The sequence below is a fragment of the Paraburkholderia phenazinium genome (genome assembly GCF_900142845.1).
Lineage (GTDB): Bacteria > Pseudomonadota > Gammaproteobacteria > Burkholderiales > Burkholderiaceae > Paraburkholderia > Paraburkholderia phenazinium_A.
In genome coordinates this window covers 2,420,482-2,435,116 of sequence record NZ_FSRU01000002.1, presented here as the reverse complement: position 1 = coordinate 2,435,116, position 14,635 = coordinate 2,420,482, and the positions used below count along the sequence as shown (strand labels likewise).

Annotated in this window: 11 protein-coding genes; 2 read left to right on the top strand and 9 right to left on the bottom strand. The window is 63.4% G+C overall.

Annotated features, from left to right (window positions below; genetic code table 11):
• Window positions 1-291: 291 nt before the first annotated feature.
• The 9 genes from BUS12_RS27860 to BUS12_RS27820 form a co-directional block, all read right to left on the bottom strand.
• Window positions 292-2,397 carry an ABC transporter ATP-binding protein gene (locus BUS12_RS27860; RefSeq protein ID WP_074300595.1) on the bottom strand — a complete coding sequence of 702 codons (2,106 nt, stop codon included), beginning with the start codon at window positions 2,395-2,397 and terminating at the stop codon, window positions 292-294.
• On the bottom strand, window positions 2,394-3,263 hold the full coding sequence (locus BUS12_RS27855) for an ABC transporter permease (RefSeq protein ID WP_074300594.1): 870 nt from the start codon (window positions 3,261-3,263) through the stop codon (window positions 2,394-2,396). The genes BUS12_RS27860 and BUS12_RS27855 overlap by 4 nt, the downstream gene beginning before the upstream one ends.
• On the bottom strand, window positions 3,260-4,270 hold the full coding sequence (locus BUS12_RS27850; protein WP_074300593.1) for an ABC transporter permease: 1,011 nt from the start codon (window positions 4,268-4,270) through the stop codon (window positions 3,260-3,262). Before BUS12_RS27850 ends, BUS12_RS27855 begins: the two co-directional genes overlap by 4 nt.
• Window positions 4,271-4,327: 57 nt before the next feature.
• Window positions 4,328-5,992: an ABC transporter substrate-binding protein gene (locus BUS12_RS27845; protein ID WP_074301745.1), complete on the bottom strand. Its 1,665-nt coding sequence runs from the start codon at window positions 5,990-5,992 to the stop codon at window positions 4,328-4,330.
• A gap of 281 nt (window positions 5,993-6,273) precedes the next feature.
• Window positions 6,274-6,810, bottom strand: coding sequence for a cupin domain-containing protein (locus BUS12_RS27840; RefSeq protein WP_074300592.1), 537 nt, complete (start codon window positions 6,808-6,810; stop codon window positions 6,274-6,276).
• A gap of 74 nt (window positions 6,811-6,884) precedes the next feature.
• Window positions 6,885-8,990 (bottom strand): elongation factor G, encoded by a 2,106-nt coding sequence (gene fusA / locus BUS12_RS27835; protein ID WP_074300591.1) that lies wholly within the window; start codon window positions 8,988-8,990, stop codon window positions 6,885-6,887.
• A gap of 318 nt (window positions 8,991-9,308) precedes the next feature.
• Window positions 9,309-9,815 (bottom strand): DUF192 domain-containing protein, encoded by a 507-nt coding sequence (locus tag BUS12_RS27830; RefSeq protein ID WP_074300590.1) that lies wholly within the window; start codon window positions 9,813-9,815, stop codon window positions 9,309-9,311.
• 156 nt (window positions 9,816-9,971) lie between these two features.
• Entirely contained in the window at window positions 9,972-10,181 is a 210-nt protein-coding gene (locus BUS12_RS27825) for a hypothetical protein (protein ID WP_074300589.1), read from the bottom strand.
• A gap of 383 nt (window positions 10,182-10,564) precedes the next feature.
• Window positions 10,565-11,134: a pseudouridine synthase gene (locus BUS12_RS27820; RefSeq protein WP_074300588.1), complete on the bottom strand. Its 570-nt coding sequence runs from the start codon at window positions 11,132-11,134 to the stop codon at window positions 10,565-10,567.
• A gap of 355 nt (window positions 11,135-11,489) precedes the next feature.
• On the opposite strand from BUS12_RS27820, the gene icd reads away from it, so the two are divergent.
• Together icd and BUS12_RS27810 are read left to right on the top strand one after the other, a co-directional pair.
• Window positions 11,490-12,746 (top strand): NADP-dependent isocitrate dehydrogenase, encoded by a 1,257-nt coding sequence (icd, locus tag BUS12_RS27815; RefSeq protein WP_074300587.1) that lies wholly within the window; start codon window positions 11,490-11,492, stop codon window positions 12,744-12,746.
• A gap of 614 nt (window positions 12,747-13,360) precedes the next feature.
• Window positions 13,361-14,188 (top strand): hypothetical protein, encoded by an 828-nt coding sequence (locus BUS12_RS27810; RefSeq protein WP_074300586.1) that lies wholly within the window; start codon window positions 13,361-13,363, stop codon window positions 14,186-14,188.
• Window positions 14,189-14,635 lie beyond the last annotated feature (447 nt).

The window sequence follows — 14,635 nt, the reverse complement described above, 5'->3', positions numbered from 1 at the left end:
TGAGTGATGCCCCCTCCCCCGCGCGGTCAGGCAAACGCCGGTTGCCCGTTCGTTTGCCGCGCGCGATGTCGACGGTGCGCGGCGTACCGCGGCGCCGGTCCATCTGGATGGAGTTCAGCAAGGCGGTTCGCGCACGCGGCTGGATCGTTCAACGCGGGCCGGATACCGCTTCTTCTATAGCGATATCCATGCCATTGCCCGCGGAAGCCCGTCCGATGTGGCCTCTCTGCGATGGGCGCGGCGCGGGGCAGGGTGAATCGACGGAAAACGTTTCGGACGTGAAACGTCGTGCTATGCGTCGCGCGCTGCGCCTTGCAGTGCGCGCAGGTCGTGGAGGGGGATGTGGCAGCGGATCCTGTGCCCGTCGCCGGCATCGACGAAGGGCGGGTCCTGCTGTTCGCAGAGGGCGCCGAGCTTGCGCGGACAGCGCGTATGGAACACGCAGCCCGAGGGTGGCGCCGCCGGGCTCGGGACTTCGCCGGACAGGCGGATCCGCTCGCCGTGCGCAGTGGCGTCGAGCGCGGGGGCCGAAGACAACAGCGCTTCGGTATAGGGATGATGCGGTCCGTCGAACACCGCGGCGGCCGGTCCGATCTCGAGCAGGCGTCCGAGGTAGAGCACGGCTATGCGATCGGACAAATAGCGCACCACGTGCAGATCGTGCGAGATGAACACGTAGCTCACGCCGCGTTCGCGCTGCAGATCGGCGAGCAGGTTGAGGATCGAGGCTTGCACCGAGACGTCGAGTGCGGAAGTGGGCTCGTCGCAGACCACCACGCGCGGTTCGCCCGCAAACGCACGCGCAATCGCGACACGCTGCTTCAGCCCACCTGACAATTGGCGTGTGCGCGCGCCCAGATAGCGATCGGGCAGGCGCACTGCCGCCGTGAGCGCGGCGAGCCGTTCGTCCTGCGCGGCGCCGCGCAACGCAGCGAGCCGCGACAGCGCGCGGCCGATCAGCCGCTTCACCGAGTGCGAGCGGTTGAGTGCTGAGTCCGGGTTCTGGAACACGATCTGCAGCGATTTGACCTGCTCGTCGTTGCGCCGGGTGACGCGTGCCGGCAGCGGCGTGCCGTCGAGTTCGAGGACGCTGCCGGCGTCGGGTGCGAGCAGACCGAGCATCAGCTTGGCGAGTGTGGTCTTGCCGCTGCCCGATTCGCCGACGAGGCCGAGTGTCTCGCCGGTGGCGAGATCGAGCGAGACGTCGTCGACGGCCTTCACCGCGACGCCCGAGACGTGGAAGGTCTTCGAGACCCGCTCGGCGCGCAGCACCAGTGCGCCTGAGCTGGCGGCCTGCGCCTGCACGGCTTTATCGGCGTGCGTGCGCGGTGCCGGCACGTCGGCGTTCGCGCGGGGCAATTCCAGCGCGCGTTCGTGATAGTGGCAGCGCGACATCTGATCGCCGTGCGCAGCGGCCACCCGGTGCGGCGGCGGCGCCTCGCGGCGGCAGCGGTCGTCGGCAAGACGGCAGCGCTCCGCGTAGATGCAGCCTTGCGTGACCGAGCCGGGCGCCGGCAACTGACCTGCAATCGTATCGAGCCGCTCGAGCGTCTTGCTGCGGCCCGAAGTGGGCAGGCAGCGCAGCAGCCCAACGGTGTACGGATGACGCGGCCGTGCAAACACGTCTTGGGTGGCGCCTTCTTCGACGAGCTTGCCCGCATACAGCACGCCGACCCGCTCGCACATGCGCCCGATCACCGCGAGGTTGTGGCTGATGAACAGCACCGCGGTGCCGAGTTCTTTACGCAGTTGCGCGACGAGATCCAGCACTTCGGCTTCGACCGTGGCATCGAGCCCGGTGGTCGGTTCGTCGAGAATCAGCAGGGCAGGGTTGGAGGCCAACGCCATTGCGATCACCACGCGCTGCTGCATGCCGCCCGACAATTGATGCGGATAACTATCCATCACCCGTTCGGGCGCCGCGATGCGCACGCGCTTTAGCATCTCCAGCGTGCGCGTGAGCGCTTCGTTGCGGGTGGCGCCGGCGGCTTCGAAGGCTTCGGCGACCTGACGCGCAATCGTCATCGACGGATTCAGCGCGCGCCCCGGGTCCTGGTAGACCATCGAGATCGCCGTCGCGCGCAAGTTGCGCAATGCGTCGGCGTCGAGCGCCTGCACATCCTGTCCGGCAATCAGGATCTTGCCCGCTTTCACCTTGCCGTTGCGCGGCAGGTAGCGCAGCGTCGCCATCGCCATGGTCGACTTGCCGCAACCGGATTCGCCCACGAGTCCATAGGCTTCGCCACGTCGTACGCGCAACGAGATGTCGTGCAGGACCTCGCGGTCGCGTCCGCGAATCCGGTAGGTGACCGTCAGACCGACGACGGTCAGGGCGTCGGCGCGCTCGCTCTTCGAGACGTCGAAGGCGGGGAACGAGGCGGGCGGTGGGCCGTTCATCGGTCGAGTACGCCTTGTACGCTGTCGGCGATCAGGTTCACGCCGACTACCAGCGAGGCAATCGCCACCGCGTCGAAGACGACGGTCCACCACGCGCCGCCGGCCATCAGCGTGTACGACTCCGACAACGCGAGGCCCCAGTCGGCGGACGGCGGCTGAATGCCGAAGCCGAGAAACGACAGCGTCGCCACCGCGAAGATCGCGTAGCCGAGGCGCACGGTGGCTTCGACGATGATCGGCGGCAGCACGTTCGGCAGGATCTCCACGAACATGATGTACGGTGCACGTTCGCCGCGCAGTTGAGCCGCGGCGACGTAGTCGAGATGGCGTTCGGCGAATACGGCGGCGCGTACGGTGCGCGCGGTGATCGGCGTGAAGGTAATGCCGATCACGAGGATCACCGTGAAGTTCGATGCCCCGACGGCGGCCAGCGCGAGCAGCGCGACGATCACGAGCGGCAGCGCCAGTACGGCGTCGATGGCGCGCCCCACCACGTTGTCGACCCAGCCTTCGAAGTAGCCGACCACGAGGCCAAGCGCCGTGCCGGCCACGGTGCCGAGCAGCGTGGCGAGCGGCGCAATGGTGAGGATGTCGCGCGCGCCGACAATCACGCGCGAGAACACATCGCGGCCGAGCTGGTCGGTGCCGAACCAGTGCGTATGATCGGGTGGCGTCAGCGAGTTGAGCGGGTCGGAGGCATAGGCGTCGAGCGGCGCGATCCACTGCCCGGCAAGCGCGCACACGACCCACCACACCACGATCACCACGCCGACCACGAAGGTCGGCGAGCGCAGCAGCACGCGCAACTGATCGAAGCGGGGCTCGCGCGTCTGAGGGGGCGGCGTAGCCGGGACGATCGTGCTCATTCGCCGCTCCTCACGCGCAGACGCGGATTGAGCAACACCTGCAAGGCATCGGCGGCGAGATTCGCCACCGTATAGACGACGCCGATGGTCAGCACGCCGGCTTCGAGCATCGGAAAGTCTTTCGCCTTGGCGGCGTTGTAGATCAGCGAGCCGATGCCCTGGTAGTGGAACAGCGTCTCTACGACGACGAGGCCGCCGATCATGTAGCCGAGCTGCGTCGCGGCGACGGTGATGGTGGGCAGCAGCGCATTGCGCAACACGTGTCGCCAGATCACGACGTGTTGCGGCAGGCCCTTGAGAATGGCGGTACGGGTGTAATCGGCGTCGAGCGCTTCGACGGTGCCGGCGCGCGCCATGCGCGCGATGTAGCCGAAGAACACCAGCACGAGCGGCATGACCGGCAGGATCAGATGCTTCAGTTGTTCGAGCACGCCGGCGCCGGGTGGGTAGGTGGCTTCGATCGGCAGCCAGCGCAACCATACGCCGAAGATCAGGATCAACGCGATCGACGACACGAATTCCGGCACGACCGTCGCCGACAAACCGGCGATGCTGATGGTGCGGTCAAGCCAGCGTCCCGCATGCATCGCGGCCCAGACGCCGCCCGCAATCCCCAACGGCACGACCACGATGAACGCGAGCAGGCCGAGCTTCGCGGAATGCGCGAGCGCATCGGCGATGAACGGTCCCACCGGCTCGCGATAGGCGTACGACAACCCCATATCGCCGCGCAGGAAATGCGTGATCCACTCGACGTATTGCGTCAGCAACGGCCGGTCCGCGCCGAGCTGATGATTGAGCGCGGCGACCGCGCGCGCGTCGGCGAGCGGGCCGAGAATCGAGCGGCCGATGTCGCCGGGCAGCAACTGGCCGCCCGCAAACACGATCATCGACAGCAGCCACAGCGTGATCAACGACAGCGCAAGACGGGTCGCAAGAAAGCGCGCGACCCGTCCCGCGTTGCCGGTTGCAACGCGAGGCGGGGAGGGGGTGAGCGCGGTCGACATGATGGGCGGGTGGCGGAGCGCGCCGCGATCAGGCAGCGGGACGTGGTGTGCTGACCATTACGCGCTGAGCGTCACCTTGTCGAAGTACAACTGCGCGAGCGCCGTAAAGCGCATGCCGTTGACGCCCGCGCGCATCGCAATCAGTTGATCGTAGAAGAACGGAATGATCACCGGTGTCTCGTCGAGCAGCAGCGTCTGGATCTGCCCTGAGAGCTTGCGCTGCGAGCCGATGTCGACGGCCGCGACGAACTGCGCGACCAATTGGTCATACTGAGGATTCTTGAAGTGCGCGGCGTTCCAGGTACCGGTGCTCGTCAGCGGCGCGTTCAGGAACACGTTCGGCACGCCACGATGGCCGTAGTCGGTGATGCCGAGCGGCGAGTCGAGCCAGTCCGATTTGCCGGGCGTGCCCGCGCCGTAATAGAGCGACTGGCTTTCCACCTTCAGATTGATGCGCACGCCGATCGCCTTCGCCGCGTTCTGCACGACCACGGCGAGATCGGGAATCTCCATGTACTTTTCGGTGGTGAGCGTGACGTCGAAGCCGTTGGCGACGCCCGCTTGCGCAAGCAGTTGCTTTGCCTTGGCAAGGTCGATCTTGCGTTGCGGCACGCCTGCGTCCGACGATGGAAACACCGGCGCAAACGGGCTGTCGTTGCCGAGTTGCGCCTTGCCGCGAAACAGGCCGCGCACGATCACATCGCGGTCCAGCGTCAGGGCCAACGCCTGGCGCACGCGCTTGTCCTTGAAGAGCGGATCGTCGTTGCGCATGTGGATCTGGCGATGCGCGCTCGACTTCACCGCTATCGTCTTGAACTCGGGGTTGTTCATGAGGCCCGCGCCGCCCTGTACGGTGAACGTGCCCATCACGTCTGCCTCGCGTCCTTGCAGCGCGAGAATCTGTGCCTGCTCGTCGGCGTAGAACGAGAACTGTACGCGTTGCGGTAACGCTTTGTTGCCCCAGTAGTCGGGATTGCGTACGAACGAGGCGCCTACCTTCGGCGTGTACTTCTCGAGCTTGAACGGACCCGTGCCGATAAAGCTCTTTTCGTAGTTGCCCACGTAGCTGGCCGGCAACAGGATGGCGTTGTAATTGTCCGAGGAAACGTAGTAGGGGAAGTTGCCGTTCGGCGCGTCGAGATGGAAGGCGACCGTATGATCGTCGACGGCCTGGGTGCCGCCCTTGGACAGCACGCCCTTGAGTACCGAGAGCGCCGCCGAACCGCTGGCCGGATCGGCGAGGCGGTCGAAAGTCGCCACGACGTCTTTGGCGGTGAACGGCTGGCCGTCGCTGAACTTCACGTTCGGGCGCAGCTTGAAGGTCCAGACGTCGCCCTTGTCGTTCGGCTTCCATGAGAGCGCGAGCGCCGGCTTCAGGACCAGTTGCTGGCCGTCGTCGTCGATCAGGAATTCGCCGGTCTGAACCAGCAGCGCGAGGCCGCCGGCGTCGGTGACGGTGAGCGGGTCGATCGCGCCGGTCGGCGTCAGATGGGCCACGCGGATGGTCGCGTTGGCTGCGCCCGCGGTGCCTTGGGCACGCGCTTGCGGCGAGGCGAACAGGCCGCCACCGGCCAGCGAGAGCCCGATGACGCTGGCGTAACGCAGGAGTTCGCGGCGCGACAGACGGCCGGCAAGGAATTCGTCGATCGCGTGATTGCCGTATTGATCGGCGCTGTGCCGTGCCGTGTCGAGCGCGAGGAGTCGGTCCGCGGGAGTCTTCATCGATGGGGTGTCCAGTCCGTTCTGATAGGTGCCGGGCGGCGGACGCACGGCAGGGGCGACGGTATTGCGATGGCGAAAAGCGGTTTCAGTGTAAGCGATTGCCCACCGATTCGGAATGCTTGCGGCGGCCTCGCACCGGCCTCACGCGCTTAAAAGGGTCAACCTGTGTCGCGCTGACAACGTTCGGCGGACCGCCGCCGGCAGCCCTTTCAGCGCCGTATAACACTTGCCGATGCACCGGCAGAAGAACCGCTGCGACAGCGACATCCTTACCGGTCGGCTCAGGGCTCGTGCGGATGCTTGTGAATCGGATCGACCCAGAACACGGTTTCGGGCGCTTCGACGGCGTCGATGTTCAGATTCACCACGACGGCTTCGTTGTCGCTGCGCACCAGCACGCATTCGAGCGGGTCGTCGGTACTGGCGTTGATCTCCTGATGCGGCACGTAGGGCGGCACGAAAATGAAATCGCCGGGACCGGCCTCGGCGGTGAACTCGAGGTGCTCGCCCCAGCGCATGCGCGCCTGGCCACGCACCACGTAGATCACGCTTTCGAGCGCGCCGTGATGATGCGCGCCGGTCTTGGCATTCGGGTGAATCGTCACCGTGCCCGCCCAGATTTTTTGCGCGCCGACGCGCGCTGCGTTGATCGCGGCGGCGCGGTTCATGCCGGGGGTTTGCGCGGTGTTCGAATCGAGCTGATCGCCGCGGATGACCTTGACGCCGTGTTCGCGCCAGTCGACGGGCGCGCCGGCGGCGTCGGGTTCATGGGAGTGGGAGTGGGCGTGATCGTGGTCGTGCGGATGGTCGTGGCTCATGGCGTGTCTCCGGTCGCTGGCGAAAAAAAGCCCGCTCGCAATGAACGGGCCTTTTCCAAGCCAGGTTTCAGCGCTTACTTCTGCTTCGCATTGATCACCGCTTCGGCGACGTTGTTCGGCGTCTCGGCGTAGTGCTTGAACTCCATCGTGTACGTAGCGCGGCCTTGCGTTGCGGAACGCAACGAAGTCGAATAGCCGAACATCTCCGCGAGCGGCACTTCGGCGCGCACCAGCTTGCCGCCGCCTCCGGCGATGTCTTCCATGCCTTGCACGAGCCCGCGACGGCTCGACAGGTCGCCCATCACGTTGCCCATGAAGTCTTCGGGCGTTTCCACCTCGACAGCCATCATCGGTTCGAGCAGCACCGGTTTGGCCTTGCGCATCGCTTCCTTGAACGCGATCGAACCGGCCATACGGAACGCGTTTTCGTTCGAGTCGACGTCGTGGTACGAGCCGAAGGTCAGCGTCACCTTCACGTCGACCACCGGATAGCCCGCCAGCACGCCGGCCTTCAGCGTTTCCACAATACCCTTGTCGACCGCCGGGATGTATTCGCGCGGAATCACGCCGCCCTTGATGGCGTCGACAAATTCGTAGCCCTTACCTTGAGCCGACGGTTCCAGCGTGATCACTGCGTGCCCGTACTGACCGCGGCCGCCCGATTGCTTGACGAACTTGCCTTCGACATCCTCGACCTTGTTGCGCACCGTTTCGCGGTACGCAACCTGCGGCTTGCCAACCGTGGCTTCCACGCCAAACTCGCGCTTCATCCGGTCCACCAGAATTTCCAGGTGCAACTCGCCCATCCCGGAGATGATGGTCTGGCCGGATTCCTCGTCGGTCTGCACGCGGAACGACGGGTCTTCCTGGGCGAGACGGTTCAGCGCAATGCCCATCTTTTCCTGGTCGACCTTGGTCTTCGGCTCGACGGCCTGCGAAATCACCGGCTCAGGGAAGATCATCTTTTCAAGGATGATGACGTGGTTCGGATCGCACAGCGTGTCGCCCGTGGTCGCTTCTTTCAGACCGACTGCCGCGGCAATGTCACCCGCGTAGACTTCCTTGATTTCCTTGCGCTCGTTCGCATGCATCTGCAGGATCCGGCCGAGGCGTTCCTTCTTTTCCTTGGCCGAGTTGTAGACGGTATCGCCCGAATTCACCACGCCCGAATAGACGCGGAAGAAAATCAGCTGGCCGACGAACGGGTCGGTCATGATCTTGAAGGCGAGGGCGGAGAACGGATCGTCGTCTTTCGGATGACGTTCGATTTCGTTATCGTGCTCGTCGTGACCGGTGATGGCGGGGATGTCGAGCGGCGACGGCAGATAGTCGATCACCGCGTCGAGCATCGCCTGCACGCCCTTGTTCTTGAACGCGCTGCCGCACAGCATGGGCACGATCTCGTTGGCGATGGTACGCACACGGATGCCGTGCTTGATTTCCTCTTCGCTTAGCGTCTCGCCGCCCAGGTATTTGTCGAGCAGTTCCTCGCTCGCTTCAGCGGCGGCCTCGACCATCTTGTCGTGCCATTCCTTCGCCGTAGCCGCGAGCTCCGGCGGGATGTCCCGGTACTCGAACTTGATGCCCTGGTTCTCTTCGTCCCAGTAGATCGCCTTCATCTTGACGAGGTCGACCACGCCCTGGAAATGATCTTCCGCGCCGACCGGAATCTGGATCGGCACCGCGTTGCCCTTCAGGCGATCGCCGATCTGCCGTTGCACGCGGAAGAAGTCTGCGCCAACCCGGTCCATCTTGTTGACGAACGCAATGCGCGGCACCTTGTACTTGTTCGCCTGACGCCACACCGTTTCGGACTGCGGCTGCACGCCGCCGACCGAGTCGTACACCATGCACGCGCCGTCGAGCACGCGCATGGAGCGCTCGACTTCAATCGTGAAGTCGACGTGGCCCGGGGTGTCGATGATGTTGATCCGGTGTTCCGGATAGTTGCCGGCCATGCCTTTCCAGAAAGCAGTCGTGGCAGCCGAGGTGATCGTGATGCCGCGCTCCTGTTCCTGCTCCATCCAGTCCATCGTCGCCGCACCGTCGTGAACTTCACCGATCTTGTGAGTCACGCCGGTGTAGAACAGGATGCGTTCGGTGGTGGTAGTTTTGCCGGCATCGATGTGAGCGCTAATGCCGATGTTCCGGTAGCGCTCGATGGGAGTCTTGCGGGGCACGTGAACCTCCTTGGAGTGGTTCGCCGGTGACGGGCGTCGCGCGGCGCGCGAAGCCGCCCGGACGATCTCGGTGCTGCTGTAAGACTATAAGCATAGCGCGTGACACCCGCTTTTGCAGGATTCTTGCCAGGCGGGCGTGACGGCCAGCCCGTGGGCGTTGCGGCGGCGTGTGCAGGTGCAAAAAAGCCGGTGGTCCTGGAGGGCCACCGGCTTCGCGGATGGGGCGGGCGGCGGGAAGGCGAAAGGCCGACGCCTGGTCGGCCGGCGGCCGCGTACGTGTCCTCGGCCTTCTGCCTGCGCTGAGCGCGCCTACTGCGCTTACTGTGCCGCGGGCAGGCCCTGCATCGTCATCCCCGCCTTGATGCCCTTCGACTCGAACCAGTTCTTGCTCATTTCCAGCGCATAGACGCCGTTGTTGCGCGGGCAATGGTTGTTGGTGGTCTCGGCATCCATTTCGTCGATGTCGGTGATCGTGCCGTCGGCGCGCATGAAGGCGATCGACAGCGGGATCAACGTGTTCTTCATCCAGAAGCAGTGCACGGCGTTCTCGTTGAACACGAACAGCATGCCTTCGTTGGGCGCGAGTTGCGTACGGTACATCAGGCCTTGCTCGCGATCCGGATCGTTGGCGGCCACGGCGGCGTCGATGACGAACATGCCGACCGTCAGCCTGGTGCGCGGGAAGTCGCCGGGCTGCTTCGCACCGGGCGGCATCTGCTGCGCGTAGGCGCTATGGACAGGGGCCAGCGTGAATGAAGCGGCAGCCAACGGCAATGCAACAGCAAACGCAAAACGCGCAAACAACGAGCGCAGGGAAATTCGCACGGCAGGACTCCAGGCAGGAAATTAACCCGCGCATGTTACGCGAGCGCGTCAGAGCACGTCAAAAACAAAAAGGCAGATCGCCTTGCGGTGATCTGCCTTTCAACGCCGTAAGAACGGCAAGTGCTGCTAGTTCTTGACTGCGTTTTTACAACAAACTTACTCCGAAGCGCCCGAAGCTGCAGCAGCAGCTGCTGCCTTCTTCTTCGATGCCTTCTTGTGTGCTGCCTTCTTCGTGGTCTTCTTTGCCGACGAAGCTGCTGCTGCCGGAGCTGCCGGAGCTGCCGAAGCTGCGACCGGTGCCGAAGCTTGTGCGAATGCTGCCGTTGCGAAGAGGCCAGCGACCAGAGCGGCGATCAGTTTGTTCATTTTGTGAATCCTCAGCTTTAGTTAATTAACCAAATGACCCGGTTATATATGAGTCATGTCGGTAAACGTGCCATCCACCTTTCGGTTGACAGCCGCATCAACAAATTTTCGTGACGCGTCTGCTAGCGCTCGGACTCCCTGCACTGACCGCAAGAACGGCTTGCACAAAGGCCCTCAAGGCTGAATGCCGGATAGCTTCGGGCGGCATCTGCGTCGAATAACGCGTGAACTCGCGACGCGGTTGACGCAAATTTTCGGGAATATTTATTCCGCCGCGATGTAAAGGCCAATGGCGCCCGGCGAAGCGCCGCAATGGAAATGACACAAATAAAAAATGCTTGCGGATACAACGGTTTAGCGGGACTTTGCCTAAACCTTAAGCATCAACGGATGCCGTCCCACGGTGCGCGCGGAGCGAGGTCGAGCGAGGCGCCGGGCTCAAGGCCGAGCGAAAAAATATCGAGCGCGCCGATGCCCACACGCACGAGCCTCAGAGTGGGGAAGCCGACGGCCGCCGTCATGCGGCGGACCTGACGGTTCTTGCCTTCGGTGATCGACAGTTCGATCCAGGTGGTGGGGATCGCCGCGCGAAAACGAATGGGCGGATTGCGCGGCCAGAGGGTCGCGGGCGGTTCGATCAGTTGGGCATGACAGGGGCGTGTCACAAAGTCGCCGAGATCGACGCCGCTTGCGAGCTTCGTGAGCACCGCCTGATCCGGCGCACCTTCGACCTGGGCCCAGTAGCGCTTGACGAGCTTGTGACGCGGCTCGGCGATGCGCGCCTGCAGCGTGCCGTCGTCGGTGAGCAGCAGCAGGCCTTCGCTATCGGAATCGAGGCGGCCGGCCGGATAGACGCCGGGGACCTTGACCCAATCCGCAAGCGACGCGCGGGTTTCGTGCGGCGAGAACTGGCAGATGGTACCGAACGGCTTGTTGAGGGCAAGGAGGCGCATGCGGAATCCGGCGGACACCGGCCGGTTTGGGTGTCTCTCCCGGCGCCGGCTGGCACCCGTTCGACGCCCGGCTGGGCAGGTTGTGTGGCAAATGGCGGGATAATAATGCATAATCGGCCATGGTAGATCTTATGTCTTATATAAGACATAAGACACCGATGCTCTCTCCGAATCCCGCTATCGTTGCCTCGCCCTGCCTGAAAACCCCAGGCCGCGGCCGGCGCCTGTGGTCTTCACCGTGGGCTAGAATGGCCGTTCGGCCGCTTGCAGGCGTTCGGCATTGCGCGTAACGAGGAGCGCCCAGTTCCGCAGTCCCCATCTGCTTCACCAGAACAGCCATCACTGGAGTCCGATCATGCCGTATCAGCACATCAAGGTTCCGACGGGCGGAGACAAGATCACTGTCAACGCAGACTACTCGCTCAATGTTTCTGACCAACCGATCATTCCGTACATCGAAGGCGACGGTACGGGTACCGACATCACGCCGGTCATGATCAAGGTGGTCGATGCGGCGGTCGAGAAAGCCTACGCCGGCAAGAAGAAGATCCATTGGATGGAAGTCTTTGCCGGCGAGAAGGCGACCCGTGTCTATGGTCCGGACGTGTGGCTGCCGGAAGAAACGCTGGCCGTGGTGAAGGAATACGTGGTGTCGATCAAGGGCCCGCTCACAACGCCGGTGGGTGGCGGCATCCGCTCGCTGAACGTGGCGCTGCGCCAGGAACTGGATCTGTACGTCTGCCTGCGCCCGGTGCAGTACTTCAAGGGCGTGCCTTCGCCGGTGCGTGAACCGGAAAAGACCAACATGGTGATCTTCCGCGAGAACTCGGAAGACATCTACGCCGGTATCGAATGGGCCGCGGGTTCCGAACAGGCCAAGAAGGTCATCAAGTTCCTGCGCGAAGAAATGGGTGTGAAGAAGATCCGTTTCCCGGAGACGTCGGCCATCGGCATCAAGCCGGTGTCGCAGGAGGGCACGGAACGTCTGGTGCGCAAGGCGCTGCAGTACGCGATCGACAACGATCGCCGCTCGCTCACGCTGGTGCACAAGGGCAACATCATGAAGTTCACCGAAGGCGCGTTCCGTGACTGGGGCTACGCGCTGGCGCAGAAGGAATTCGGCGCGGAACTGGTGGACGGCGGCCCGTGGATGAAGTTCAAGAACCCGAAGACGGGTAGCGACATTGTCGTCAAGGACGTGATTGCCGACGCATTCCTGCAGCAGATCCTGCTGCGTCCGGCCGAATACGACGTGATCGCCACGCTGAACCTGAACGGCGACTATGTTTCGGATGCGCTCGCGGCGCAGGTGGGCGGTATCGGGATTGCGCCGGGCGCCAACCTGTCGGATTCGGTGGCGATGTTCGAAGCCACCCACGGCACGGCGCCGAAATACGCGGGCAAGGACTACGTGAATCCAGGCTCGGAAATTCTCTCGGCGGAAATGATGCTGCGCCACCTCGGCTGGTTCGAAGCGGCGGACATCATCATCAAGTCGATGGAAGCGTCGATTCTGCAAAAGCGCGTCACCTACGACTTCGCGCGTCTGATGGAAGGTGCGACGCAAGTGTCGTGTTCGGGCTTTGGTCAGGTGTTGATCGAGAATATGTGAGCGTGAAGTTCGGCTTGTTGCCGGCTCACTCAGAAACCCCGGTATGCCTGTGGCATCCGGGGTTTTTTTAATCGAGCGTGTATCACGCGGCCTCGAGCGCCACGCGCGGATGCAGGCCGGCGCGTACCGCCAGCGTGACCAGCATGTCCAGGTGGATGCGACCTCGTTACCTTCCGGCGATTCCTTATGGATGACGAAATATCAGGCGAAGGAATGGGGCTCAGACTGACGGTCCGCCAGGCAATGCGCCGTCGCAAGCGCCGCTGTCTCCGCTGCGACGAATTGTCGCAGGGGGTATCCAGTACTCCATCTCACAAACGAGCTTCGCAGACCCCACAACGGTTGCTCTGCATCACTCGACGCATCAGCTCCCATGTTTTAATGCCCTGTTCATAAATAAAAATAATTCGGTATTCTTAATTTTTCGTTTGAGTCCGATAGGACGGACTACAGGCTGATTGGTCATCTTAAAAAAACATCCTGATAAACCGCAGAGCCTCGGCTCGTATGGTTCGAAATCACCCCCTCTGATATAAGTTTGCGACTTTGGTACGTGCGTCGTCGGCGCTGGTTTGGCCGCACCATGGCGCGCTCGATATTCGAAGAGGAAGAGAATGACGGACGAGAAGATTCGCGCGAATGTTTATGTGGCGACACCCAGCTATGGCTCGGTGGTCGCGACGGACTATGTCCTTGGCCTCCTTGACCTGTACGAGACCTCCGAGCGTTATGGGTTCGGTCTGCAGACGCATTTCAACAGCTTCGATAGCCTCATTACTCGCGCCCGCAACACGATGGTCGCCGAGTTCCTCGCGGACAGCCGCTTCACGCATCTGATGTGGATTGACGGCGACATCGGTTTCAAGGGTGCCGATGTGGTGCGGCTTCTGAAGGCGGACCGGCCGGTGGTGGCGGGCGTGTATCCGCTGAAATCGGACGGCTGGCCGCGTTCCGGTTTGTCCGAACCTTTGGCGGTCGGCACCACCAAGGCCGATTTTCAGGCCCGCTTCGCGACTTACCCGGCCGTGGCGCGCACCGGCAAGCTCGAGCCCGACGCGGATGGCTTTCTGGATGTCCTCTACGCGCCCACCGGATTCATGCTCATCAAGCGCGAGGTGTTTCGCGCCTTGATCCAGCGCTTTCCGGAGCTTCACTGCCGCACGCGGATGCAGGGTCGCGAGGACGACGATGCGGGCGTGGCGGCGTCTCTTCACTATTCGTTCTTCGACACGATGATCGATCCGCAAACGCGCGTGTACCTGTCCGAGGACTACGCGTTCTGCCGGCGCATCGAGAGCATTGGCATCACGCCGGCGGTCGATACGCGGTCGAACTTTACCCATCAGGGTGTAGCCGTGTTTCGGGGCGATCTCGCGCGCAGTCTGAAACTGCAGCGCTCCGCGAGCCGTCTCGGGGCGAGGCAAGAGGGCGCTCGCCGGTAGCCTGAACGCACAAGCCCGACGCTGCAAGGCGGCCGGGGCTGCTGAGGCATGGTTTTGGCGTTGTTCGTTTGGCGCGCTCGTCAACGGGGTATCAGGAGGCCATGCACTCTGCGCTATGATGCTTCGATCCACTACCCGCACACGCGACGCGCGACACCTTCCGCCATGATCTGTCTCAGGCGATTCCTCATCGTGCTTTCCCTTGCCTTGCTAGCCATGCAAGGCGCGTTTGCACACGAGCATGTCATGCCTATGCAGGGCAAGGGCGTCGCCATGCAGATGGCGGGAGTCGCGAGCAATCGGGGCGCGTTGTTGCATAGCGCGCCCAGCTTGTCTTTCCACTGTGAAACGGCGGTGGCGGGAGAGCCGCCTTGTGGTCGCGATCATGGCCACTGCGCCTGCTGCATGTCTGCGTGCGGCGTTCATTGCGGTGCTGTGTTAACCACC

Bases quoted from the DNA above. Each gene is read 5' to 3' on its own strand.
- BUS12_RS27860 (WP_074300595.1), bottom strand. From the start codon at position 2,397: ATGAACGGCCCACCGCCCGCCTCGTTCCCCGCCTTCGACGTCTCGAAG.
- BUS12_RS27855 (WP_074300594.1), bottom strand. From the start codon at position 3,263: ATGAGCACGATCGTCCCGGCTACGCCGCCCCCTCAGACGCGCGAGCCC.
- BUS12_RS27850 (WP_074300593.1), bottom strand. From the start codon at position 4,270: ATGTCGACCGCGCTCACCCCCTCCCCGCCTCGCGTTGCAACCGGCAAC.
- BUS12_RS27845 (WP_074301745.1), bottom strand. From the start codon at position 5,992: ATGAAGACTCCCGCGGACCGACTCCTCGCGCTCGACACGGCACGGCAC.
- BUS12_RS27840 (WP_074300592.1), bottom strand. From the start codon at position 6,810: ATGAGCCACGACCATCCGCACGACCACGATCACGCCCACTCCCACTCC.
- BUS12_RS27825 (WP_074300589.1), bottom strand. From the start codon at position 10,181: ATGAACAAACTGATCGCCGCTCTGGTCGCTGGCCTCTTCGCAACGGCA.
- BUS12_RS27820 (WP_074300588.1), bottom strand. From the start codon at position 11,134: ATGCGCCTCCTTGCCCTCAACAAGCCGTTCGGTACCATCTGCCAGTTC.
- icd (WP_074300587.1), top strand. From the start codon at position 11,490: ATGCCGTATCAGCACATCAAGGTTCCGACGGGCGGAGACAAGATCACT.
- BUS12_RS27810 (WP_074300586.1), top strand. From the start codon at position 13,361: ATGACGGACGAGAAGATTCGCGCGAATGTTTATGTGGCGACACCCAGC.